This is a genomic window from Streptomyces sp. NPDC025638, from assembly GCF_055558775.1.
Window position 1 is genome coordinate 170986 of sequence record NZ_JBVHLX010000007.1, and the last position, 22891, is coordinate 193876.

20 protein-coding genes and 1 pseudogene are annotated in these 22891 nt (G+C 70.3%); 14 read left to right on the forward strand and 7 right to left on the reverse strand.

Annotation, left to right across the window (positions count from 1 at the left end):
- Positions 1-126 precede the first annotated feature (126 nt).
- Together ACZ4EG_RS19815 and ACZ4EG_RS19820 are read right to left on the reverse strand one after the other, a co-directional pair.
- The gene (locus tag ACZ4EG_RS19815; RefSeq protein ID WP_467791496.1) at positions 127-1809 is read right to left on the reverse strand and encodes a carbohydrate binding domain-containing protein; all 1683 of its coding nucleotides are present in this window, start codon (positions 1807-1809) and stop codon (positions 127-129) included.
- 142 nt (positions 1810-1951) lie between these two features.
- Positions 1952-3121, reverse strand: a complete 1170-nt coding sequence (locus tag ACZ4EG_RS19820) for an ATP-grasp domain-containing protein (protein ID WP_467791497.1) — start codon at positions 3119-3121, stop codon at positions 1952-1954.
- 390 nt (positions 3122-3511) lie between these two features.
- Here ACZ4EG_RS19820 and ACZ4EG_RS19825 point away from each other — a divergent pair, with 390 nt between their 5' ends.
- Both ACZ4EG_RS19825 and ACZ4EG_RS19830 read left to right on the forward strand, forming a co-directional pair.
- Positions 3512-4420, forward strand: coding sequence for a metallophosphoesterase family protein (locus tag ACZ4EG_RS19825; RefSeq protein WP_453545256.1), 909 nt, complete (start codon positions 3512-3514; stop codon positions 4418-4420).
- Positions 4368-5048: a 4'-phosphopantetheinyl transferase family protein gene (locus tag ACZ4EG_RS19830; protein ID WP_467791498.1), complete on the forward strand. Its 681-nt coding sequence runs from the start codon at positions 4368-4370 to the stop codon at positions 5046-5048. Before ACZ4EG_RS19825 ends, ACZ4EG_RS19830 begins: the two co-directional genes overlap by 53 nt.
- A 15-nt stretch (positions 5049-5063) precedes the next feature.
- Here the strand turns inward: ACZ4EG_RS19830 and ACZ4EG_RS19835 are convergent, their stop codons facing one another.
- From ACZ4EG_RS19835 to ACZ4EG_RS19845, 3 genes are all read right to left on the reverse strand, one after another.
- Positions 5064-5300: a hypothetical protein gene (locus ACZ4EG_RS19835; RefSeq protein ID WP_453545260.1), complete on the reverse strand. Its 237-nt coding sequence runs from the start codon at positions 5298-5300 to the stop codon at positions 5064-5066.
- Positions 5301-5484: 184 nt separating this feature from the next.
- Positions 5485-6024, reverse strand: coding sequence for a toxin-antitoxin system, toxin component (locus ACZ4EG_RS19840; RefSeq protein WP_453546779.1), 540 nt, complete (start codon positions 6022-6024; stop codon positions 5485-5487).
- A 32-nt stretch (positions 6025-6056) separates the two neighbouring features.
- Positions 6057-6713: a helix-turn-helix domain-containing protein gene (locus tag ACZ4EG_RS19845; protein ID WP_453545262.1), complete on the reverse strand. Its 657-nt coding sequence runs from the start codon at positions 6711-6713 to the stop codon at positions 6057-6059.
- Between the two features lie 232 nt (positions 6714-6945).
- On the opposite strand from ACZ4EG_RS19845, the gene ACZ4EG_RS19850 reads away from it, so the two are divergent.
- The gene (locus ACZ4EG_RS19850; RefSeq protein WP_467791499.1) at positions 6946-7617 is read left to right on the forward strand and encodes an MmyB family transcriptional regulator; all 672 of its coding nucleotides are present in this window, start codon (positions 6946-6948) and stop codon (positions 7615-7617) included.
- A 77-nt stretch (positions 7618-7694) separates the two neighbouring features.
- Here ACZ4EG_RS19850 and ACZ4EG_RS19855 read toward each other — a convergent pair whose 3' ends face one another.
- Together ACZ4EG_RS19855 and ACZ4EG_RS19860 are read right to left on the reverse strand one after the other, a co-directional pair.
- Entirely contained in the window at positions 7695-8471 is a 777-nt protein-coding gene (locus ACZ4EG_RS19855; RefSeq protein ID WP_453545266.1) for a cache domain-containing protein, read from the reverse strand.
- Between the two features lie 35 nt (positions 8472-8506).
- Positions 8507-9253, reverse strand: a complete 747-nt coding sequence (locus tag ACZ4EG_RS19860; RefSeq protein ID WP_467791500.1) for a FadR/GntR family transcriptional regulator — start codon at positions 9251-9253, stop codon at positions 8507-8509.
- A gap of 104 nt (positions 9254-9357) precedes the next feature.
- On the opposite strand from ACZ4EG_RS19860, the gene ACZ4EG_RS19865 reads away from it, so the two are divergent.
- The 11 genes and pseudogenes from ACZ4EG_RS19865 to ACZ4EG_RS19915 all read left to right on the forward strand — a co-directional run bounded on the left by ACZ4EG_RS19865 (position 9358) and on the right by ACZ4EG_RS19915 (position 22758).
- Positions 9358-10398: an ABC transporter ATP-binding protein gene (locus ACZ4EG_RS19865; protein ID WP_467791501.1), complete on the forward strand. Its 1041-nt coding sequence runs from the start codon at positions 9358-9360 to the stop codon at positions 10396-10398.
- A 26-nt stretch (positions 10399-10424) separates the two neighbouring features.
- The gene (locus tag ACZ4EG_RS19870; RefSeq protein ID WP_467791502.1) at positions 10425-11624 is read left to right on the forward strand and encodes an ABC transporter substrate-binding protein; all 1200 of its coding nucleotides are present in this window, start codon (positions 10425-10427) and stop codon (positions 11622-11624) included.
- Positions 11625-11633: 9 nt separating this feature from the next.
- A complete protein-coding gene (locus ACZ4EG_RS19875; protein ID WP_467791503.1) occupies positions 11634-12533 on the forward strand; it encodes an ABC transporter permease in 900 nt (299 codons plus the stop codon).
- Positions 12534-12565: 32 nt separating this feature from the next.
- Entirely contained in the window at positions 12566-13381 is an 816-nt protein-coding gene (locus ACZ4EG_RS19880) for an ABC transporter permease (protein WP_453545276.1), read from the forward strand.
- Between the two features lie 155 nt (positions 13382-13536).
- Positions 13537-14567: pseudogene (secF, locus tag ACZ4EG_RS19885) on the forward strand (protein translocase subunit SecF); the annotation flags it as partial.
- A 29-nt stretch (positions 14568-14596) separates the two neighbouring features.
- Positions 14597-15598 (forward strand): LacI family DNA-binding transcriptional regulator, encoded by a 1002-nt coding sequence (locus tag ACZ4EG_RS19890; RefSeq protein ID WP_453545278.1) that lies wholly within the window; start codon positions 14597-14599, stop codon positions 15596-15598.
- Positions 15599-15708: 110 nt separating this feature from the next.
- Positions 15709-17052, forward strand: a complete 1344-nt coding sequence (locus tag ACZ4EG_RS19895) for an ABC transporter substrate-binding protein (protein ID WP_467791504.1) — start codon at positions 15709-15711, stop codon at positions 17050-17052.
- A 5-nt stretch (positions 17053-17057) separates the two neighbouring features.
- The gene (locus ACZ4EG_RS19900) at positions 17058-18011 is read left to right on the forward strand and encodes a carbohydrate ABC transporter permease (RefSeq protein ID WP_467791505.1); all 954 of its coding nucleotides are present in this window, start codon (positions 17058-17060) and stop codon (positions 18009-18011) included.
- On the forward strand, positions 18008-18883 hold the full coding sequence (locus ACZ4EG_RS19905) for a carbohydrate ABC transporter permease (protein ID WP_467791506.1): 876 nt from the start codon (positions 18008-18010) through the stop codon (positions 18881-18883). Before ACZ4EG_RS19900 ends, ACZ4EG_RS19905 begins: the two co-directional genes overlap by 4 nt.
- Positions 18884-18919: 36 nt before the next feature.
- On the forward strand, positions 18920-20533 hold the full coding sequence (locus ACZ4EG_RS19910) for a glycoside hydrolase family 13 protein (RefSeq protein ID WP_467791507.1): 1614 nt from the start codon (positions 18920-18922) through the stop codon (positions 20531-20533).
- An 80-nt stretch (positions 20534-20613) separates the two neighbouring features.
- A complete protein-coding gene (locus ACZ4EG_RS19915; RefSeq protein ID WP_467791508.1) occupies positions 20614-22758 on the forward strand; it encodes a discoidin domain-containing protein in 2145 nt (714 codons plus the stop codon).
- The last annotated feature ends 133 nt before the right edge of the window (positions 22759-22891 follow it).

Here is a 22891-nt window from a genome sequence, read left to right on the forward strand (position 1 = left end):
TATGAGCGCGCGGGACGGCATCTGATACACCCCGGCCAGAAAAAACTTCAGGGAAGGAAGACGTCCCCCCGGCCCAGGATCCGGGGGGACGTCAGAAGTGGTGCTCGGTGGTGCGCGGTGGTGCGCTCAGCCGGTGAAGCCGGCCGTGATCGAGGTGAACTGCCAGTTGTTCTGGCTGATGCCGGAGCAGTTGCTCACCACGCCGCCGCCCGCGCAGGGCCGGTCGCGGTTGACGGACCAGAAGGCGAGCCGGGCGATGTGGTGGGAGTTGGCCCAGTCGCGGATCTGGGTCCAGATCGCCGGGGTGGTGGTCTCCTGCTGGTCGGACAGGCCGTTCATGCCGGAGATGCCGATGTGGGAGTACGCGGTGGCGTCGTCCCAGCCGAAGGTCGACTTGAGCTTGGCCTTGAGGCCCTCGGTGGCGCCCACGGTATTGCCGTACATGTCGGAGCCGCCGCCGAAGTCGAACGGCATGATGGTGAAGACGTCGATGTTGGCGCCGAGCGACTGTGCCTGCTCGATGAGGCGGTTGCCGTAGTAGGTCGGGCCGGTCGTCGAGGTGCCGAAGGTGACGATGGTCTTCAGGCCGGGGTTGTTGGCCTTGACCGTCTTGAGGGCGGTGAGGATCTTCGCCTGGACGGCCTCGTTCTCGAACTCGTCGGAGTTCTCGATGTCCATGTCGACGGCCTTGAGGCCGTAGGCGTCGATGACCTTCTGGATCGCCCCGGCGAGTGCGCTCGCGGAGGAGCAGTTGGCGCCGAGCTTGCTGCCCTGCCAGCCGCCGAACGACGGGACGATGTCACCGCCCGCGGAGCGGATCTGGTTGATGGCGGTCTGGTCGACGCCACCGGTCAGCGCCCGGCTGCCGTCCCAGGCGGGGTTGCAGCCGCCGGAGTCCAGCACGAACGCCATCGTGAACCACTTGATGCCCGTCGCGCTCATCACCGTGGTCGGGCTCGGCGGGTCGCCCCAGCCCTCGTACAGATACGGCGCCGCCTGCTTGAAGCCGGTGCCGCCGCTGCCCGCGTCCGTGGTGACGGAGACGGAGTTGGAGGCCCCGGACCTGTTGCCGGCCGCGTCCCGCGCCCTGACGGTGAAGGTGTACGCCGTGCTCGGCGAGAGCCCGCTGACCGTGGCCGTCGTACCGGACACGCTGAGCACCTGGTTGGAGCCGGCGTAGATGTCGTAGGCCGTGACCCCGACGTTGTCCGTCGAGGCGTTCCACTTCAGCGACACGCTCGACGAGGTCTTGCCCGTCGAGGTGAGACCCGTGGGCACGGTCGGCGCCTGGGTGTCGCCGCCTCCGCCGCCGCCCGGGCCGTCCAGGCTGATGTCGTCGGCGTAGTACGTGCCCTGCGCGTACCAGCCGTGGACGTAGATGGTGGCGCTGGTCTGGGAGGCGCCGGTGGTGAAGGACACCGACAGCTGGCTGTAGGCGGACGGGGAGGTCGTCCATGTCGAGGCGCCGCCGTTCACCCCGAGGTAGACATAGGAGCCGCGCACCCAGCCGCTGAGCGTGTAGGCGGTGTTCGGCTGGACCGCGACGGTCTGGGTGCACTGTGCGTTGTCGCTCGAACTCGCCGCCCCCGCAAGGGCCTTGGAGCCGCTGTGCACGGGGGAGGAGACGACCGAGCCGAGATTGCCGGTGCAGGTCCAGGGGGAGAGGCCGCCCGACTCGAAGCCGGGGTTGGTGAGGATGTTGGCCGCGTGGGCCGTACCGGGCAGGGCGATGGCTCCGGCGAGTGCGAGGACCGCGGAGCCGACCAGGGCGAGCAGACGACGTCTGGAACGTCGGAGTGTGTTACGCACGCGATCTCCCTGATGGAATGGGGGTGTTCGGGAGTGCACGGATGTGCGGAAGGGATGCGCAACCAAGTTGGTATGGACCAATCACGGTGTCAAGGGGCTGCGCCATGATTGGTCCAGACCGGTGTGGACTCGACGGCCGGGCCTAGGCCGGTGCGATGGCCGAGGCGGTGGCGGGGGCAGGGCTGGGGGTCCCGGCTTCGGCCGTGTGCTCCGCGGCGGGCCCGGTGGCGGGCGCGGGCATCGCCGGGAGCAGCGGCTCGGTCTCCGCCGACCGCTGGTGCGGCAGCGACACCGGTCGCAGCGGGCGCGGTCCGGACACCACCGTGTAGTCCTGGCCCAGGAACGGCGGCTCGATCTCGCCGGGGTCCTCGCCGAGCGCCAACTGTACGGCCGCCCAGGGGGCGTTGACTCCGCACAGCGCCAGCTGGTGCAGGCCGCCCGCCGGACGCGTGTTGACGTCGAGCAGCACCGGACGGTCGCCGTACATCCGGAACTGGATGTTGGACAGGTGGTGCAGCCCGAAACCTCCCGCGATCAGCCGGGCCGGCGCCAGCCACCGCTCGTCGAGCGTGAAGCCGCGGCGGCGGCCGTTCTTGGTGCGTCCGACGGCCAGCCGGATCCGGTTGTCGGGACCGGTGAGGCAGTCGACCGACACCTCCGGCTGCTCAAGACGCGGCATCACCAGCCAGTCCACGGGGTGATCGGCCTTCTCCAGCGCCTCGACGACCAGGTCCAGCTGGACGTAGGGACCCGGGAAGCCGCTGAGGTGCAGAAGCGAGAACGGGGCGCGCGTGATGACGCGGAAGCCCACGCCACCCGCGCCCGCGGCCGGCTTGAAGCAGGCCTTGTGACCCTCCGCCTCCAGCTGCTCGACGGCGGTGACGAGCTCTTCGGCCGTCCGCACCCGCCACCACGGCGGCACCGGCACGCCGACCGAGCGCACCGCCTCGTAGGCCGTCGCCTTGTCCTCGAACACGGCCACCGCCTCCGGTGTCGGCGCCAGCAGGGCCGTGCCGACCGCCTCGAAGTCGGCGCGGTGCGCCACGATCGCGGCCTGGTGCAGCCGGGGCACGAACACGTCGATGCCGCGCCGTGCGCACTGGTCCAGGGCGTATTCGACGTACGCGGCCGGGGACAGGCCCTCCGGCTCCAGGTCGGCGGTGTCGGCGGCGGCCAGCACGGGGGAGTCGGCGTCGCCGTGGGTGGCATGGATCTCGACCGCGCGGTCGCTGGGATTTCTCCGCAGCTGATCCATGAAGAACACGTTCTCCGCGTACGTGCGGTTGAGCCAGACGCGTACGCGAGAGATCATGCAGGCCGCCTTTCGGGGATTTCGGGCAGGGCGGAGCGGCCCGTGCCCGGGCAGGGTGGTTGGAGGGACACCAAACCGCTCTACGCGAAGGGAAGTTCGTGGCGGTGATGTTGGGGCGATCATACGGCTTTCAAGGGCCCCGTCGTGCAACGCGAGTGTTACGGATTCCCGGCTTCTGCCGAACCATCTCCCTCACCACCACTCTCCCGCCCCAACGGGACGCCTCCCGACCCCGACTCACCCGGACGACGCAGCCGTGCGGAAAGGGCGGGTGAGCGGTGCCGGCGGGGCCCGGGCCGTGGCGCCGCGCCGTCCGGATCGGTTGCCCCTTGTCCGGGGGCGGTGAATATGCTCTCGTGTTGCCAGTGGCGTGATCGGAAGGGGTGACGGGTGGAGTCGACGGCCGATGGTGCCGGACAGTTGCTGGCCATCAGCGACCTGCACATCGCGTACGCCGAGAACCGTGCGCTCGTCGAACAGATGCGCCCCGAGACGGACGACGACTGGCTGATCGTGGCCGGTGACGTCGCGGAGACCGTCGCCGACATCCGCTGGGCCCTGGAGACGCTCGCCGGCCGCTTCCGCAAGGTGCTGTGGGTCCCCGGCAACCACGATCTGTGGACCCACCCCAAGGACCCCGTCACCCTGCGCGGGGTCCCGCGCTATGAGTACCTGGTCGAGATGTGCCGGGAGCTGGGCGTGACCACCCCCGAGGACCCCTACCCCGTCTGGGACGGCCCCGGCGGCCCGGTGGCCGTGGCGCCGCTGTTCCTCCTGTACGACTACTCGTTCCTGCCCGACGGCTGCGCGACCAAGGAGGAGGGCCTCGCCTACGCGCACGGCACCGGCATCGTCTGCAACGACGAGTACCTGCTGCACCCCGACCCCCACCCCTCCCGCGAGGCCTGGTGCCGCGCCCGGGTCGCCGCGACGGAACGCAGGCTCGCCGAACTCCCGGACGACCTGCCCACCGTGCTGATCAACCACTATCCGCTCGACCGGCACCCCACCGACGTCCTGTGGCACCCCGAGTTCGCCATGTGGTGCGGCACCGGCCTCACCGCCGACTGGCACCGCCGATTCCGGGTCGACACCATGGTCTACGGTCATCTCCACATCCCGCGGACCACCTGGCTCGACGGCGTCCGCTTCGAAGAGGTGTCCGTGGGATATCCCCGCGAGTGGCGCAAGCGCCCGGAACCCCCGGGAAGGCTGCGCCGCATTCTGCCGATGGAGGTCGGATCCGGTGATCGAGGAGCTGCTCCCGGACTCGGTCGTGGCCGTGGAACTGCACGGTGACGACGCGATCCAGGAAGCCCCGCTCTATCCCGAGGAGGAGGCGCTCATGGTCCGGGCCGTGGCCAAGCGCCGCCGCGAGTTCTCGTCCGTGCGCGCCTGCGCCCGACGGGCCATGGAGAAGCTCGGCGTACCCGCGCAGCCCATTCTGACCGGCGAGAGCGGAGCCCCGCGCTGGCCGGCCGACCTGGTCGGCAGCATGACCCACAGCCAGGGCTACTGCGCCGCGGCCCTGGTCCGCGCCGCCGACCTGGCCTCCCTCGGCATCGACGCCGAACCGGACGAACCGCTGCCCGAGGACGTCGTCTCCTTCGTCTTCCTGCCCACGGAGCGCGAGCGCCTGCGCGGGCTCGCCGCGGAGCGCCCCGACATCCACTGGGACCGGATCCTGTTCAGCGCCAAGGAGTCCGTCTACAAGGCGTGGTTCCCCCTCACCGGACGCTGGCTGGACTTCAGCGAGGCCGACATCGAGATCCTCGCGGACCCCGGCGAGTGGCCGCACGGCGGTCTGCGCGCCGAACTCCTCGTCCCCGGCCCCTGGGTGGACGGTCACCGCGTCCAGCGGTTCGAGGGCCGGTGGAGCGTCCGGCGCGGAGTCGTGACCACGGCCGTGGTCGTGCCCCACTCCTGAGGGCCGGCGTCGGCCTCAGGGCTGCGGACACCACATCTGCAGCAGCCGGAAGAAGGCCTCCTCGTTGCCCGTGAGTCCCGCGTCCGCCAGTGCCTGCTCCGCCTCGGCGAGCACGGTGGGCGGGACCACGGCCGGACGGCCGCCGTGGCCGCAGTCCGGTGGGCCGTCGAAGGCCGCACGCACCGTATGCAGCAGTCGCAAGTAGGCCTGTACGGCGGTGCGCTCATGGTCGGTCAGTACGGCGGTGGGCATCGGTCGGCTCTCCCCGGTCGGCTTCACGGTCACGCGCCCGCAGGACACGTACCTCCAGCTTGCCGTCCACCACTGACAACGCCCTTTCTCCCGCACTCTGGGCTTCGCTCGTGCGGGGGGACCCATCGCCCGGGTTCGCCCGCTCAGCGGAGGCGGAACCGCACCGGCCGGGCCGGGGCGACGCTCAGCCCTGCGGTCCCAGATAGCCCAGGGAGGCCTCGATGCGGCCCGCCAGGTGGTTTCGCTGCACCGGGCCGCGCAGGGCCGAACCTGCCAGCCAGGTACGGCACTTGCTGGCCAGCAGCAGGCCGAAGGTCTCGGCGTCGCGTTCCTCGTCCAGATGGAAGCGGGTGCGGGCGGCCACCCGCTGGACGGTCGCCTGGAGCGCCGCCTGGTCCGTGTCGTTGTCCAGCAGCCGGGTCGCGACGGAGACGCCCTCGACGTGGTGGCCACCGTGGTCGGCCTTCATGTGCCACAGCTCGTGGCCGAGGATCACCAACTGGTGGCCGGGCGCCGTGCGTTCCTCGACGACGATGAGGTCCCGGTCGGTCATGTCGAGCCACAGCCCGCTGGCCGTCCCGGGCGGGAAGGCGGCCGTACGGAAGAGGACGGGACGGCCGCGGCGGCGGCTCATCGCCTCGCACAGCGCGGTGTACAGGTCGTGCGGCCGGGCCGGTGCGGGCAGCGTCAGCTCCCCGACGAGCTCGCCGCACAGCCTGCGCATGTCCCTGCCGATGCCCACAGTTCTCCCCCGGCTCACGACTCGGGCCGTTTGACGCTCTCCAGAAGCATGTCGAGCCACTCCGCGACCTTGTCCCGGTGCTGGTCGGTGGGCAGCTGCGCGGCGCGCCAGGCGATCCCGCGGACGCCGTGGTCCTGCAGCAGTCGCTCCAGCGGGTCCGCCACGGACTCGGCCGCGGCCCGTTCACGGTCGGCGAGTTTCTGCAGCAGCTCCTGCTCGGTGCGCTGCAGGGCGCCCGCGAGGGCCTCGGGGTCCTCCGCCGTGAGAAAGCCCGCGTGCACCCGGAAGAAGCGCTGGATGGCGTCGCAGTGCTCCATGGTGGGGCGCCGGTCGCCGTTGATGAGCGCGCCGGCCTGCTGCCGGGACATGCCCGCGCCGTCGGCTATCTCCTGCTGGGTGTACTTGCGCCCGTTCGGCTTGAGCCGGGTCCGGCGCAGCAGGTCGAGACGCTGCAGGAACCGGGCCTGCACATCGGGCTCGCCCGCGGGCCGCCCGCTCAGCAGGGCCCTGACCACGGGCTCGGGGACGCCGCTGGCGACACACAGGCGCCGGACGTCGAAGACCTCGGCGTGCGGTACGCCGAGCCGGTCGGCGAGCGCGGCGACGCGGGCGACGACGGCCGGCAGCTGGGCGGTCGCCGTGGCGCCCGGATCCTCGTAGCCATCCGTCACCGACAGAACTCCTACGTCTCTCAGGGGCTTCAAGGGGTTCTCACAAGCGAGTGGCGTGAACTTCCCGGAGAGTAGCGGGTGGTTCGAACTCACATCCAGGTCTCGCCACAACTGTGGCCAATTTCAGCCGTCAACAGGCATGAAATGCCACGATAGTTGACATGGCTCTTGTCGGGGCAGCAGGATCACATCGCCGCGTGAAGGCCGCATAGGCAAGAGGGGTGACCTCCCGATGGCATATCAGGCAGGTGGGCAGCGGTCGGCGCCGCGGCCCGTCCCCGAGAGTCTCGAGGCCCAGGCATATCTTCAGGACTACGCCACGCTTCTGGAGGCCGTCGCCTTCCCGTCCGTGGTCTTCGACCACCGCTGGGACGTGGTCCTGGCCAACGGCGCGTTCGAGACACTTTTCCGCGGGGTCGGCCCGCATCCCACGGCCATGCCGGGCGACAACCTGCTCCGGTTCGTGCTGTTCCACCCCGACGCGGGAACGGTCCTCGGGGAGCACGAGGCGCGTTGGTGCCTGCCGATGCTGGCGCACTTCAAGGCGGCCATGGAGCGCTACGGCCATGACCACGAGCTGCAGGCCATCCGCCGGGAGATCTCCCAGGACCCCATCATGGAGGCCGCGTACCGGCACGGTCTGCCGCACTGGATCCGGGCCGTGGGGGACGAGGCAGTGGAGCACGACGGCGCCGTCCGCCCCCTGCTCCACCCCGACCCGCGCTGGGGCGCGACCGAGTGCCGCATCGTCGGTGACACCCCGAAGATGCTGGAGGCCATGGGGTACACGCGTCTCACCCTGGTCCTGCGCGACTCCCGCCGCCCCGGCGCGGCCCCGCGCCGCCCCCGCCGCGCGCGTGGCAGCGCCACGCACCTGACCGTCGTACCGACCGCGGACGCCTGACCCGGCACCGTCGGCGTTCAGGTCGCCGACGGCGCCGGGCGGCACACCCGCACCATTTCCTCCGGGCCGCGGCCCGCTCAGCCCGCCCCCACGACCAGCACCAGCGGCACCCCGCGGCACGGAACCAGTCGTGTCCCGGCGAACGCCGTGGCTCGCGCCCGCTCCAGCACCGTTGCGAAGTCCGGGCCCCTGGTGAGGGAGCCGGCCAGGTGGGCCGGGTCCGCGGAGGCAGCCACGCGGCCGCGGGCGTTCACCAGATGGGCGGGGCCGGACAACTCGCGCAGGAGGGGCAGCGCGGTCGCCTCGAAGTGCCGCAGATACACGTCGGCCGCGGCCACCCCCACGAACCGGCCCGCCACCTCGACCGGCGCGGACAGGGTGAGGCTGTACTCGTCGGAGCAGAGGTAGTCGACGTACGGCCCGGCAACAGCCCGCCGTCCGGTGTCACGGGGCAGCGCGAACCAGTCCCAGTGCGTGTAGTCCGAGTACGCCGACCGGTTCGGGTCGAGGTCGAGCAGCAGCGGCCGTACGTCCCCCTCGGCGGTCGTCTGCCACCACTCCAGCCAGGCGGGTACGTCGGCCAGCAGACCCGGTGCCGCGACGAAGCCGACTCCGGAGACCAACTCCTGGCGGGCCAGCCGAAGGTGCAGCCCCGGACGCAGCGCGGCCAGATCGGCGGAGGCGGGCCGGCCGCCCCGAGCGTGCACCCGGGCCAGCAGCTCGGCCGTGTCGGCGCGGGTCTCGGCGACCGCGGCGAAGACCGCCTCCAGTGCGTCGCCCACCCGGGCCGCCACGCGCTCCTCCGCCGACGCGTCGAGCGTCGCGGCGGCGCCGAAACCGGGGCTCCTGCTCATGGCGCCCTCCAGCGGACGGGGACCGGTGACGAGTCCTACAGCGTGAGGCGCACCGCGATGAGCCGTGCCGTCGACTCCTGTACGCACCGTTCGGCCAGCGTGCCGGCCGAGGCGTGCGCCCCATCTTGCACGGCCGAGATTACGGAGCGGTGACGGTCTGCGGCTTCTTCACGATATTCGTCGTCCCCGAACACTAGGCACAGCAGCGCGCCCACCTCCGTCTGCAGGGCCACCTGCTCGCGGGTGAGCCGGGCGGACTGCGCGGCCGCGGCCAGCTCCACATGGAAGCGGCCGTACATCCGGCTGCGGGTCGGCGCGTCCTCGGCCTCGGCCAACTCCGCAGCCGTACGCCGCAGTTGGATCAGGTCGTCCGGCTCCGTGCGCTGTGCGGCGAGCCGGGCCGCGGTGCCCGAGAGGGCGGCCCAGTGATCGCCGAGGTCGCGCAGCTCCTCGGTGCTCCAGCCGCGCAGCCGGGCCTTGAGCCGCTCCTCGCCGGGCACGGCAGGCAGCGAGACGAAGCTGCCTCCGCCGCGTCCCCGGCGGGTGGTGACCAGGCCCTGCTGGCGCAGCGCCATGAGCGCCTCCCGCAGGGTCACCGTGGACACACCGAGCTGCCCGGCCAGCTCGCTCTCCCCGGGCAGCTGCTCCCCGTCGGCGAGCAGCCCCAGCTCTATGGCGTCGCCGAGCCTGCGGACGACCGTGTCCACCCGCGCCCGGTTGTCGACCGGTGCGAACACGGCTCTGCGGGCCCCACCGTCCGTCGGTTGCTTCACGGTCACCACCTTGCACGTTGACTCAAGCTTTACCCTAAGGGAGTCTTGAGATTTGACATATGACTTCATATGTTTCCCTTCAACGATCAAGAGCGCCAGAAAGGTTCCCGCCCATGGAGGGAATTGCGATCCGGCTCGAAGGGCTGCGGAAGTCGTTCGGGGAGACGGCCGCCGTCGCCGGGGTCGACCTGGACATCCGGGACGGCGAGTTCTTCTCGATGCTCGGCCCGTCCGGATCCGGCAAGACAACCGTCCTGCGCATGGTCGCCGGCTTCGAAACCCCCACCGACGGCCGGATCGAACTGGCCGGGCAGGACGTCACCGGCCTCGCCCCCTTCGAGCGGGACGTGCACACCGTCTTCCAGGACTACGCCCTGTTCCCGCACATGACGGTCGAGCAGAACGTCGCCTACCCCCTCAAGGTCCGCAAGGTGCCCAAGGCGGAGCGCCTGGTCCGCGCCCGCAAGGCGCTGGCCGAGGTGCGCCTGGACGGGTACGGCAAGCGCCGCCCCGCCCAGCTCTCCGGCGGCCAGCGCCAGCGCGTCGCCCTCGCCCGTGCCCTGGTCGGCCGCCCCCGTGTCCTGCTGCTCGACGAACCCCTCGGCGCCCTCGACCTCAAACTGCGCGAGCAGATGCAGATGGAGCTCAAGGCGCTCCAGCGCGAGGTCGGCATCACCTTCGTGTTCGTCACCCACGACCAGGAGGAGGCGCTGACGATGAGCGATCGCATAGCCGTCTTCCACCAGGGCGTCGTCGAACAGGTCGGCACCCCCGCCGAGATCTACGAGCGCCCGGCGACCCCGTTCGTCGCGTCCTTCGTCGGCACCTCGAACCTCCTGGTGGGCGAGTCCGCCCAGCGCGTCGTCGGCACCCCCGGTACCTACAGCATCCGGCCCGAGAAGATCCGCGTCCTCAAGGAGTCCGCGACGGCGGACGAGCCCGAACACGCCTACGCCACCGGCACCGTCGCCGAGGTCGTCTACCTGGGCGACGCGACCCGCTTCCTCGTCGACCTCGACGCCGGCGGCCGCCTCACCGCCCTCCAGCAGAACCTGGAGACCTCCGCCGAGGACGTCGCCGCCTACCGCGGCGCCCGGGTCCGCCTCCAGTGGCATCCGCGCCACACGGTCCAGGTCCCCGACGCCGCCCGCTGAACCCCTGCTCACCCATGGAGAACGCCGTGCGCCACACCCGAACCCTGCACGTCGCGGCCGCCGCCGCGCTGCTCCTCGTCGCCACCGCCTGCGGATCCTCCGGATCCGGTGGCGGCTCCTCGGCCACCGGCCTCAATCCCCCCGACCTCAAGGCGCAGTCCGAGCTCGGCAAGACCGAGGGCCAGGTCAACCTGATCGCCTGGGCCGGCTATGTCGAGGACGGCTCCAACGACCCCAAGGTGAACTGGGTCGGCGACTTCGAGAAGCAGACGGGGTGTCAGGTCCACTCCAAGGTGGCGGCCAGCTCCGACGAGATGGTCAAGCTGATGAAGACGGGCGAGTACGACGCCGTGTCGGCCTCCGGCGACGCGTCCCTGCGCCTGATCGCCTCCGGCGACGCCGCCCCCGTCAACACCGGCCTCGTACCGAACTACAAGGACGTCTTCGGCGACCTGAAGCTGCAGGCCTGGAACTCGGTCAAGGGCAAGGCGTACGGCATCCCGCACGGCCGCGGCGCCAATCTGCTGATGTACAACACCCAGAAGGTCACGCCCGCCCCGACGTCCTGGTCCGCGGTCTTCGACGACGCCGCGAAGTACCAGGGCCATGTCACCGCCTACGACTCCCCGATCTACATCGCCGACGCGGCGCTCTACCTCAAGGCCACCAAGCCGGAGCTGGGCATCAAGGACCCCTACGCGCTCGACCAGAAGCAGTTCGACGCCGCCGTCGCCCTGCTGAAGAAGCAGAACGCGAACATCGGAGAGTACTGGAGCGACTACCTCAAGGAGACCTCCGCCTTCAAGAGCGGCGACTCCGTGGTCGGCACCACCTGGCAGGTCATCGCCAACCTCGCCGCCGACGAGGGCGCCAAGGTCAAGGCCTTCGTGCCCAAGGAGGGTTCCACCGGCTGGTCGGACACCTGGATGCTCTACGCCAAGGCCAAGCACCCCAACTGTGCGTACAAGTGGCTGGACTGGATCGTCTCGCCGAAGGTCAACGCCCAGGTCGCCGAGTACTTCGGCGAGGCACCGGCCAACGCCAGGGCCTGCGACGAGACCGGCGACAAGAACTTCTGCGCCACCTACCACGCGGCCGACACCGCCTACTGGAAGAACATCGCCTTCTGGAACACGCCCATCGAGCAGTGCCTGGACGGCCGCACCGACGTCCGGTGCGTGCCGTACGCCAAGTGGGTCCAGGCCTGGACCGAGATCAAGGGCTGAACCCCCACCATGACCGTCGTCGCGCAGACCGCCGGGCGGCCCTCCGGGGGCACCGTCCGGCGGGCCGCCGGGCTGTTGCACCGCCGCCCGCGGCTCAGACTCGCCCTGCTGCTGACCGCCCCGCTGCTGTGGCTGGTCATGCTCTACCTCGGCTCGCTGACCGTGCTGTTCGTCTCCGCCTTCTGGACGACGAACTCCTTCACCTCCGAGGTGGTGAAGGTCTGGTCGACCGACAACTTCCACGAGCTGTTCACCACCCCCGTCTACCGGCAGGTGATCCTGCGCAGCATCGGCGTGGCCCTCGCGGTCACCGTCCTGTGCGTGGTGATCGCCTCTCCGGTCGCCTTCTACACCGCCCGGGTGGCCCGCCCGACGTGGCGCCCGCTGCTCGTGGTCGCCATCCTCACCCCGCTGTGGGCGAGTTACCTGGTCAAGGTGTACGCCTGGCGGCTGATCCTGGCCCAGGGCGGGCTCGCCGACTGGATGCTGGAGCCGTTCGGGCTGAGCGGGCCGGGGTTCGGACTCCCGGCCGCGGTACTGACACTGACGTACCTCTGGCTGCCGTACATGATCCTGCCGATCCATACGGCCCTCGAACAGCTGCCCGCCAATCTGCTCGACGCCTCCGCCGACCTGGGCGCCCGGCCCGGCCGCACCTTCCGCTCGGTCGTGCTGCCGATGGTGCTGCCGTCCGTCGCCGCCGGCTCGGTCTTCACCTTCTCGCTCAGCCTCGGCGACTACATCACCGTGCAGATCGTCGGCGGCAAGACCCAGCTGATCGGCAATCTCGTCTACTCCAACATCGAACTCAACCTGCCCATGGCCGCCGCGCTCGGCACGGTCCCGGTCGTCGTGATCGTGGTCTATCTGCTGGCGATGCGCCGCACGGGCGCGCTCAGCAGCCTCTAACGCTCAGCAGCCTCCAAAGGGGTGTTCTCGTCATGCAGCTCTCGCGTTCCGCGCGCATCGCGCTGCGCGTCGCCGCCGGGTTCGGCTTCGCGGTGATCTACGTGCCGCTGCTGCTGGTCCTCGTCAACTCGCTGAACCCGGACCGGAGCGCGAGCTGGCCGCCGCCGGGGCTGACCCCCCACTGGTGGTCGGTGGCCTGGAACAACTCCGGTGCGCGCAGCGCGCTGTGGACCTCCGTCAAGGCGGGGCTCGGCGCCACGGCCATCGCGCTCGTCCTCGGCACACTGATCGCCTTCGCCGTGGCCCGGCACCGCTTCTTCGGCCGTGACGCCCTCTCCTTCGTGGTCGTCCTGCCGATCGCGCTGCCCGGCATCGTCACCGGCATCGCGCTCAACTCGGCGTTCGGCACGGTCCTGGAGCCGCTCGGGGTGGGCCTGGGCCTGTTCACGGTGGTCGTCGGACACGCCACCTTCTGCATCGTCATCGTCTTCAACAACGTGGTCGCCCGGCTGCGCCGCACCTCCGGCTCGTACGAGGAGGCGGCGATGGACCTGGGTGCCCACACGTTCCGGGCCTTCGCCGACGTCACCTTCCCGCTGGTGCGCTCGGCGCTGTTCGCGGGCGGACTGCTCGCCTTCGCGCTCTCCTTCGACGAGATCGTGGTGACCACGTTCACGGCCGGCCCGGGCATCCAGACCCTGCCCATCTGGATCTTCGACAACATGACCCGGCCCCAGCAGGCGCCGGTGGTGAACGTGGTGGCGGCGGTCCTCGTCCTGCTGTCGGTGATCCCGATCTACGTCGCACAACGGCTGTCGTCGGACACGGCGACGGAGAGCAGGATCTAGGGGTGTCGTAGGGGGGAGGGACATGTCCCGGTCACCGCGCACCGCCCCTGCCCCTGGTGGCCGGCGGCCGGTGTACGCGCTCGCCGTCCTGGTGACCGCGGTTCTGGCGCTGCTCACCGGCCTCGTCACGGACACACCACAGTCCGCACCGAACAGCGCGCGGCCCCGTACGGTCGCCACCGCTCGCCTCCATGGTGAGCGCCCCGGTGATCACCCGTGTCCTCGCCGAATCCGCCGTGGACCGTGCATGGGTGCGCCGGCGACCCCGCCTGACCGGTATCGCGGGGACCGGCGCCGTCCGGGACCGGCTCGTCCGCCGTGACCCCCAGTTGATGCGCCACCCGCGACGGTGGCTGGCCGTCTCCGGTGCCGTACTCGTCCTGGCCGCCTCGGGCATCGCTGCCCGCGGTCTGGACCTCGGGGTCGAATTCACCGGCGGACGGCTCATCGAGTACTCCACCGCCACCCCGGTCGACCCGGACCGGGCCCGCGCCGCCCTCGCGGACGCCGGATTCCCACGCGTCGTCGTGCAGTCCTCGGGACAGGAGCAACTCACGCTGCGCACCGGCCGGTTGACCGACACCGAGGAAGCCCGGGTCACCGAGACGGTGCGCGGCCTCGGGGGAGCGACGGAGAAGGTACGGGACCACATGTCGGTCCCGGCCTCGGCAGGGAACTGCGGCAGGGGGCGCTGATCGCCCTCGCCGTGGCGCTCGGGGCTCAACTCCTGTACCTCGCCCCACGGTTCCGGTGGGTCTTCAGTACGGCCGCGGTCACCGCCCTCGCCCACGACATGCTGATCCTCGTGGGTGTCTTCGCCTGGCTCGGCAAGCCGGTCGACGGTGTCTTCATCGCCGCCCTGCTCACCGCCATCGGCTACTCGGTCAACGATTCCGTCGTCGTCTTCGACCGCATCAGGGAACGCCGGCGCTCGGGAACCGGGGCCGGCCTCGCGCACCTGACGAACCAGGCGATCCTGCAGACGCTGCCGCGTACGGTCAACACCGGCATGGGGGCGGCGTTCATCCTCACCGCCCTGGCCGTGCTCGGCGGCGAGGCGCTCGGCGACTTCGCCCTCGCCCTGCTCGTGGGGCTGGTGGTCGGCACCTACTCCTCGATCTTCACCGCCGCCCCGATGGCCCTCGAACTGGAGGCGCGCATCTCCTCGGTCACTTCACGCAAGTGACTTGCGTTTCTTGCGCTATTCTTGCGTTCATGACGCGACGACTTGCGGAAGTGGCGAAGAAGGTCGGGGTCAGCGAGGCCACGGTCAGCCGGGTGCTCAACAACAAGCCCGGTGTCTCCGAGGCCACGCGGCAGGCGGTGCTGTCCGCCCTCGACGTCCTCGGCTACGAACGGCCCACCCAGTTGCGCGGCGAGCGTGCGCGGCTGGTGGGGCTGGTCCTCCCGGAGTTGCAGAACCCCATCTTCCCGGCGTTCGCCGAGGTCATCGGTGGCGCGCTGGCCCAGCTCGGACTCACCCCGGTGCTGTGCACCCAGACCAAGGGCGGGGTCTCCGAGGCGGACTATGTGACGCTGCTGCTGCAGCAGCAGGTCTCCGGGGTCGTCTTCGCCGGCGGGCTGTACGCCCAGGCCGACGCCCCGCACGACCACTACCGGCTGCTCGCCGACCGCAACATCCCGGTGGTGCTGGTCAACGCGGCCATCGAGCACCTCGGCTTCCCGGGCGTCTCCTGCGACGACGCGGTCGCCGTGGAGCAGGCCTGGCGGCACCTCGCCTCCCTGGGGCACGAGCGGATCGGCCTGGTGCTCGGTCCCGGGGACCATGTGCCGTCGGCGCGGAAGCTGGCGGCGGCGCGGGCGATCGCCGGGGGCGAGCTCCTCGACGAGTTCGTGGCCCGCGCCATGTTCTCCATCGAGGGCGGCCACGCGGCGGCGGCCAAGCTCATCGACCGCGGGGTCACCGGGTTCATCTGCGCCAGCGACCCGCTCGCCCTGGGAGCCGTACGGGCCGCCCGGCGCAAGGGACTTGGCGTGCCCTCACAGATCTCGGTGGTCGGATACGACGACTCCGCGCTGATGAACTGCACCGAGCCACCCCTCACCACGGTCCGCCAGCCCATCGAGTCCATGGGCAAGGCCGCCGTGGAACTGCTGAACGCGCAGATCGGCGGTAGTGCCGTAGCGGCCGACGAACTGCTCTTCGAGCCGGAGCTGGTGGTCCGCGGATCGACCGCGCAGGCCCCTCGTCCCTGAGATCCATTCAGCTGTCAAATAATTACAGATTCTGCGCGACATCTTGCGGAGGGATGTCGCCGGTGCTTGAGTGTGCGACGCCCACCGCTCCTGCCCAGAGGGGTCCACCGATGAGAAGCACCGGGTTCCGCCGTACCTTCCTCGCGCTAGGTGTCTGTTCCTCCCTCGCGCTCTCCGCCTGCGGATCGGGCGACGACACGGCGAGCGGCAAGACCCGCATCACCGTCAACTGCGAGCCGCCCAGGAGCGCCAAGGTCGACCGCGCGTTCTTCGATGAGGACATCGCCTCCTTCGAGAAGCAGAACCCGGACATCGACGTCGTCGCACACGACGCGTTCCCCTGCCAGGACCCGAAGACATTCGACGCCAAGCTCGCCGGCGGGCAGATGGAGGACGTCTTCTACACGTACTTCACCGACGCCCGGCATGTCGTCGACATCGGCCAGACCGCCGATCTCACCCCGTACCTCAAGGAGTTGAAGAGCTACCCCACCATCCAGCAGCAGCTGCGCGACATCTACACGGTCGACGGCAAGGTCTACGGCATACCGCGCACCGGATACTCCATGGGGCTGATCTACAACCGCACGCTCTTCGAGAAAGCCGGCCTCGACCCCGACAAGCCCCCGGCGACCTGGGACGAGGTGCGCGTCGACGCCAAGAGGATCGCCGCGCTCGGCGGCGGCACCGTCGGCTACGCCGACTACAGCGCCCAGAACCAGGGCGGCTGGCACTTCACGGCCGAGCTGTACTCACAGGGCGGCGACGTCGTGTCGGCCGACGGCAAGAAGGCCACCGTCGACACCCCCGAGGGCCACGCGGTCCTGCAGAACCTGCACGACATGCGGTGGACCGACGACTCGATGGGCAGCAAGCAGCTCCTCGTCATCAACGACGTCCAGCAGCTGATGGGTTCGGGCAAGCTCGGCATGTATCTCTCCGCGCCGGACAACATCCCGATCCTGGTGAAGGAGAAGGGCGGCAACTACAAGGACCTCGCCCTGGCCCCCATGCCCGGCGGCAAGGGCACGCTCATCGGCGGCGACGGCTACATGTTCAACAAGAAGGACACGCCCGCGCAGATCAGGGCCGGCCTGAAGTGGCTCGACCACATGTTCCTCACCCCGGGCGACGGCTTCCTCGGCGACTACGCCCGCGCCAAGCAGCACGACGCGCCGGTGGGCCTGCCCGAGCCGCGGCTGTTCACCGGCGCGGCAGACGCCAAGGACCAGCAGGTCAAGAAGGCCAACGCCAATGTCCCGGTGGAGAACTACCAGGCCTTCCTCGACGGCAACCAGCAGCTGCAGATGAAGATCGAGCCGCCGGACGCCCAGCAGATCTACTCCGTCCTCGACGGAGCCGTCTCCGCCGTCCTCACCAAGAAGGACGCCGACATCGACCAGCTGCTCAAGGACGCCTCCGGCAAGATCGACGGCATCCTGGCCAGGAGCTGACACCGATGACGAAGACGGTTGCGCCGCGACCCGTCGAGCAGATCGCCGTACGCCCCGTACAGGCGCCGCCTCCGGCAGGGGACCGGAGGCGGCGCCGCCTGGCCGACCAGGCCCGCGCCTACGCATTCCTCCTCGGCGGTCTGCTCTGCTTCGCCCTGTTCTCCTGGTACCCGGCGATCCGCGCGGTCGTCATCGCCTTCCAGAAGTACACGCCCGGCTCCCCGCCCCAGTGGGTCGGCACCGCCAACTTCACCCGCGTCCTGCACGACCCGGAGTTCACGGCGGCCTGGCGCAACACCCTCACCTTCACCCTGCTCGCCCTGCTCATCGGCTTCGCGATCCCCTTCGTACTCGCCCTGGTCCTCAACGAGTTGCGGCACGCCAAGGCGTTCTTCCGGGTCGTGGTCTATCTGCCGGTGATGATCCCGCCGGTGGTCAGCGCCCTGCTGTGGAAGTGGTTCTACGACCCCGGAGCCGGCCTCGCCAACGAGGCGCTGCGCTCTCTGCACCTGCCCACCTCCAACTGGTCCAACGGCGCCGACACCGCCCTCGTCTCCCTCGTCATCGTCGCGACCTGGGCCAACATGGGCGGCACGGTCCTGATCTATCTGGCCGCGCTCCAGTCCATCCCCGGCGAGCTGTACGAGGCGGCCGAACTGGACGGCGCCGGTCTGCTGCAACGCATCCGGCATGTGACGATCCCCCAGACCCGCTTCGTCGTCCTGATGCTGATGCTCCTTCAGATCATCGCCACCATGCAGGTCTTCACCGAACCCTTCGTGATCACGGGCGGCGGACCGGAGAACGCCACCGTCACGGTCCTCTATCTGATCTACAAGTACGCCTTCCTCTACAACGACTTCGGCGGCGCCTGCGCGCTGAGCGTGATGCTCCTGGTGCTGCTCGGCCTCTTCTCCGCCGTATATCTGCGGCTGACCCGCTCCGAGGGGGACGCATGAGCACCCGGACCCTCGTCTCCCCGGCGACGCTGGCCCGCCCGCGCGGCAAGGCCGTCTACTGGACCGTGTTCACCGGCGTCGTCGTCCTCTTCGCGCTCGCCTTCCTCTTCCCGGTCTACTGGATGGTGACCGGCGCGGCGAAGTCGCCGGACGAGGTGGCGCGGACCCCGCCCACCCTCGTGCCGGAGCACTGGTACCTCAGCGGCTACACCGACGCCTGGGACCTCATGCAACTGCCCCGGCATCTGTGGAACACGGTGGTCCAGGCGTCCGGAGCCTGGCTGTTCCAGCTGGTGTTCTGCACGGCCGCCGCCTACGCCCTCTCCCGGCTGCGGCCCGCCTTCGGCAAGGTGATCCTCGGCGGCATCCTGGCCACCCTGATGGTCCCGGCCCAGGCACTGGTCGTACCGAAGTACCTCACCGTCGCCGACCTGCCACTGATCCACACCAGCCTGCTCAACGACCCCCTCGGGATCTGGCTGCCGGCCGTCGCCAACGCCTTCAACCTGTATCTGCTGAAGCGGTTCTTCGACCAGCTGCCGCGCGATGTGCTGGAGGCCGCCGAGATCGACGGCGCCGGAAAGCTGCGCATCCTGTGGTCGATCGTGCTGCCCATGTCCCGGCCGGTCCTGGGCGTGGTGTCGATCTTCGCGCTGGTCGCCGTGTGGCAGGACTTCCTGTGGCCGCTGATGGTCTTCTCCGACACCGACAAGCAGCCGATCAGCGTGGCCCTCGTCCAGCTGTCGCAGAACATCCAGCTGACCGTGCTCATCGCCGCGATGGTGATCGCCAGCATCCCGATGGTCGCCCTGTTCCTCGTCTTCCAGCGGCACATCATCGCCGGGATCAGCGCGGGCAGCACGAAGGGCTGACACCGCCCTCCTCCCCGACACAGAAAGGCAGGCACCGTGGGACAGCCCACCCATGCCCGAAACGCCGACTGGTGGCGCTCCGCCGTCATCTACCAGGTGTACGTACGCAGCTTCGCGGACGGCGACGGCGACGGCGTCGGTGACCTCGCGGGCGTCCGGGCGAGGCTCCCGTACCTCGCCGAACTCGGCGTGGACGCCCTGTGGTTCAACCCCTGGTACCTCTCGCCCATGAAGGACGGCGGCTACGACGTCGCCGACTACCGCGCCGTCGACCCGGCCTTCGGAACGCTCGCCGAGGCCGAGAAACTCATCGCCGAGGCGCGGGAGCTGGGCATCCGCACCATCGTCGACGTGGTGCCCAACCATGTCTCCGACCAGCACGTCTGGTTCCGAGCGGCGCTCGCGGCGGGCCCCGGCAGCCCCGAACGCGAGCTGTTCCACTTCCGGCCGGGGCGCGGAACGCAGGGCCAACTCCCGCCGAACGACTGGCCGTCCCAGTTCGTCGGCTCCACCGGGCCCGTATGGACCCGGCTGCCCGACGGCGACTGGTACCTCCATCTGTTCACGCCCGAGCAGCCCGACCTCAACTGGGCCCATCCGGCCGTCCGCCGCGAGCACGAGGACATCCTGCGCTTCTGGTTCGAGCGTGGCGTGGCGGGCGTCCGCATCGACTCCGCGGCCCTGCTCGCCAAGGACCCGGACCTCCCCGACCTGGCCGGCGGCCGCGACCCGCACCCCTTCGTGGACCGCGACGAGCTGCACGACATCTACCGCTCCTGGCGTGCGGTGGCCGACGAGTACGACGGCGTCTTCGTCGGCGAGGTCTGGCTCCCCGACCCCGAACGCTTCGCCCGCTACCTCCGCCCCGACGAGCTGCACACGGCCTTCAACTTCTCCTTCCTGGCCTGCCCCTGGGACGCCGCGAGACTTCGCACGTCGATCGACACCACCCTCGCCGAACACGCGCCGGTGGGCGCACCGGCCACCTGGGTGCTGTGCAACCACGACGTGACCCGCACCGTCACCCGGTACGGCCGTGCGGACACCGGCTTCGACTTCGCCACCAAGGCCTTCGGTACGCCGACGGACCTCGCCCTCGGCACCCGCCGGGCCCGCGCGGCCGCGCTGCTGTCGCTGGCCCTGCCCGGGGCGGTCTATGTGTACCAGGGGGAGGAGCTGGGGCTGCCGGAAGCCGACATCCCCTTGGACCGGACACAGGATCCGATGTACTTCCGCTCGGGCGGCACCGCCCCGGGCCGCGACGGCTGCCGGGTGCCGCTGCCCTGGGCGGCGGGGGAGCCGTACGCGGGTTTCGGCTCCCACGAGGAACCATGGCTGCCGCAGCCGGCCGCCTGGCCTTCGTACGCGGTCGACCGGCAGCAGAGCGACCCGGACTCCATGCTCGGCCTCTACCGCGAGGCGATCCGGCTGCGCCCGTCGTTCGGCGACGGCCCCCTCACCTGGCTGCCCGCCCCCGAGGGCGTCCTCTCCTTCACGCGCGCTGAGGGAGCCGGCGGTGCGGTCTGCGTGGTGAACCTCGCGGCCGCCCCTGCCGAACTGCCCGCGCACACCCGACTCCTGCTCGCCAGCGGCCCGCTGGACCAGCGTGGCCGCCTCCCGCAGGACACGGCGGCCTGGCTCCGGGTCTGAGCCGCCGCCCTGCTATCCCCGCACCCCCGCCTCGAAGGGATCAGCACATGCAGCAGAGCCCCCCCAGATATGTCAGGCGCATGCCAGCCGTCGGTGCGGTCGTCGCCCTCGCCGCCGGCATGCTCGTCGCCCTCGCCCCGGCCGCCCACGCCGCAGCGGGCGCCTCCCTCCCGTTCACCTCCGTCGAGGCCGAGTCGGCGACCACCAACGGCACGAGGATCGGACCCGACTACACCCAGGGCACCCTCGCCTCCGAGGCCTCCGGACGTAAGGCCGTCCGGCTCGGCTCGGGGCAACGGGTCGAGTTCACCGTGCCTCGCGCGGCCAATGCCGTGAACGTCGCCTACAGCGTCCCGGACGGTCAGTCCGGCACGCTCGACGTGTACGTCAACGGCACCAGGCTCGCGAAGTCCCTGCCCGTCACCTCCAAGTACTCGTACATCGACACGGGCTGGATCCCCGGCGCCAGGACGCACCACTTCTTCGACAACGCCCGGCTGCTGCTCGGCCGGGACGTCCAGGCGGGCGACACGATCGCGTTCCAGTCGACCGGCACCCAGGTCACCGTCGACGTCGCCGACTTCGAGCAGGTCGCCGCGGCCGGGTCGCAGCCCGCCGGCTCGGTGTCCGTCACCTCCAAGGGCGCCGACCCCAGCGGTCAGGGCGACTCCACCCAGGCGTTCCGGGACGCCATCGCGGCCGCACAGGGAGGAGTGGTCTGGATCCCGCCGGGCGACTACCGGCTCACGTCCTCGCTCAGCGGCGTGCAGAACGTGACCCTCCAGGGCGCCGGCAGCTGGTACTCCGTCGTGCACACCTCCCGCTTCATCGACCAGTCGTCCTCCGCCGGGAACGTCCACATCAAGGATTTCGCGGTGCTGGGCGAGGTCACCGAGCGGGTGGACTCGAACCCGGACAACTTCGTCAACGGGTCACTCGGGCCCGGGAGTTCGGTGTCGGGCATGTGGCTCCAGCACCTCAAGGTCGGCCTCTGGCTGATGGGCAACAACGACAACCTGGTCGTCGAGAACAACCGCATCCTCGACACCACCGCCGACGGCCTCAACCTCAACGGCACCGCGAGGGGCGTCCGCGTCCGCGACAACTTCCTGCGCAACCAGGGCGACGACTCGCTCGCGATGTGGTCCCTGTACGCCCCGGACACGAACAGCAGCTTCGAGAACAACACCATCTCGCAGCCCAACCTCGCCAACGGCATCGCGATCTACGGCGGCACCGACATCGCGGTCAGGAACAACCTGATCTCCGACACCAACGCCCTCGGCAGCGGCATCGCGATCTCCAACCAGAAGTTCCTCGACCCCTTCCACCCCCTCGCGGGCACCATCACGGTCGACGGCAACACCCTCGTCCGCACAGGGGCCATGAATCCCAACTGGAACCACCCGATGGGGGCGTTGCGCGTGGACTCGTACGACAGCGCCATCAACGCCACCGTCAGCATCACCAACACGACGATCACGGACAGTCCCTACAGCGCCTTCGAGTTCGTCTCCGGCGGCGGGCAGGGGTACCCGGTCAGGAACGTCACCGTGGACGGCGCGACGGTGCGGAACACCGGCACGGTCGTGGTCCAGGCGGAGGCCCAGGGCGCCGCAACCTTCCGCAACGTCACCGCCACCGGTGTCGGCGCGGCCGGTGTCTACAACTGCCCCTACCCCGCGAGTTCGGGATCCTTCGCGCTCACCGACGGCGGCGGCAACTCCGGCTGGAGCAGCACCTGGTCGGACTGCTCGACCTGGCCCCAGCCCGGCCAGGGCAACCCGGACCCCGACCCGAACCGCAATCTGGCCAAGGGCCGCCCGGCCACCGCGACCGGCTCGCAGGACGTCTACACGCCCGGCAAGGCGGTCGACGGCGACCCGAACAGCTACTGGGAGTCCACCAACCACGCCTTCCCGCAGTCCTGGACGGTGGACCTCGGCTCGACCGAGGCCGTGCGCCGGCTGGTGCTGAAGCTGCCGCCGTCGTCCGCCTGGGGCGCACGGACCCAGACCATCACCGTGCTGGGCAGCACCGACGGTGCCACCTACTCGACCGTGGTCGGCCCGCAGGGCTACCGCTTCGACCCGGCAACCGGAAACACGGCCACCGTCTCGCTGCCGGGTGGCACCAGCCTGCGCCATCTGCGACTGACGGTCAGCGCCAACACCGGCTGGCCAGCGGGCCAGTTCAGTGAGGTGGAGGCGTATCTGACCTCGTAGCTTCGAGGGTTCCGCGCTTCGCCGCCCGAATCCGCCCGTGCGCAGGGTGTTCGGTTCGGCGAAGCGCGGGTCCGCTCCTCGGGGGGCATGTCACGGGACATCCGCCCGTTCAGTGGTTTGCCCGAACGTCATA

What these genes read in the sequence shown, in the direction of transcription:
- ACZ4EG_RS19820 (WP_467791497.1), bottom strand. Translation starts at nt 3,121, where the DNA reads ATGATCTCTCGCGTACGCGTCTGGCTCAACCGCACGTACGCGGAGAAC.
- ACZ4EG_RS19835 (WP_453545260.1), bottom strand. Translation starts at nt 5,300, where the DNA reads ATGCCCACCGCCGTACTGACCGACCATGAGCGCACCGCCGTACAGGCC.
- ACZ4EG_RS19840 (WP_453546779.1), bottom strand. Translation starts at nt 6,024, where the DNA reads ATGCGCAGGCTGTGCGGCGAGCTCGTCGGGGAGCTGACGCTGCCCGCA.
- ACZ4EG_RS19850 (WP_467791499.1), top strand. Translation starts at nt 6,946, where the DNA reads ATGGCATATCAGGCAGGTGGGCAGCGGTCGGCGCCGCGGCCCGTCCCC.
- ACZ4EG_RS19855 (WP_453545266.1), bottom strand. Translation starts at nt 8,471, where the DNA reads ATGAGCAGGAGCCCCGGTTTCGGCGCCGCCGCGACGCTCGACGCGTCG.
- ACZ4EG_RS19865 (WP_467791501.1), top strand. Translation starts at nt 9,358, where the DNA reads ATGGAGGGAATTGCGATCCGGCTCGAAGGGCTGCGGAAGTCGTTCGGG.
- ACZ4EG_RS19875 (WP_467791503.1), top strand. Translation starts at nt 11,634, where the DNA reads ATGACCGTCGTCGCGCAGACCGCCGGGCGGCCCTCCGGGGGCACCGTC.
- ACZ4EG_RS19880 (WP_453545276.1), top strand. Translation starts at nt 12,566, where the DNA reads ATGCAGCTCTCGCGTTCCGCGCGCATCGCGCTGCGCGTCGCCGCCGGG.
- ACZ4EG_RS19890 (WP_453545278.1), top strand. Translation starts at nt 14,597, where the DNA reads ATGACGCGACGACTTGCGGAAGTGGCGAAGAAGGTCGGGGTCAGCGAG.
- ACZ4EG_RS19895 (WP_467791504.1), top strand. Translation starts at nt 15,709, where the DNA reads ATGAGAAGCACCGGGTTCCGCCGTACCTTCCTCGCGCTAGGTGTCTGT.
- ACZ4EG_RS19900 (WP_467791505.1), top strand. Translation starts at nt 17,058, where the DNA reads ATGACGAAGACGGTTGCGCCGCGACCCGTCGAGCAGATCGCCGTACGC.
- ACZ4EG_RS19905 (WP_467791506.1), top strand. Translation starts at nt 18,008, where the DNA reads ATGAGCACCCGGACCCTCGTCTCCCCGGCGACGCTGGCCCGCCCGCGC.
- ACZ4EG_RS19915 (WP_467791508.1), top strand. Translation starts at nt 20,614, where the DNA reads ATGCCAGCCGTCGGTGCGGTCGTCGCCCTCGCCGCCGGCATGCTCGTC.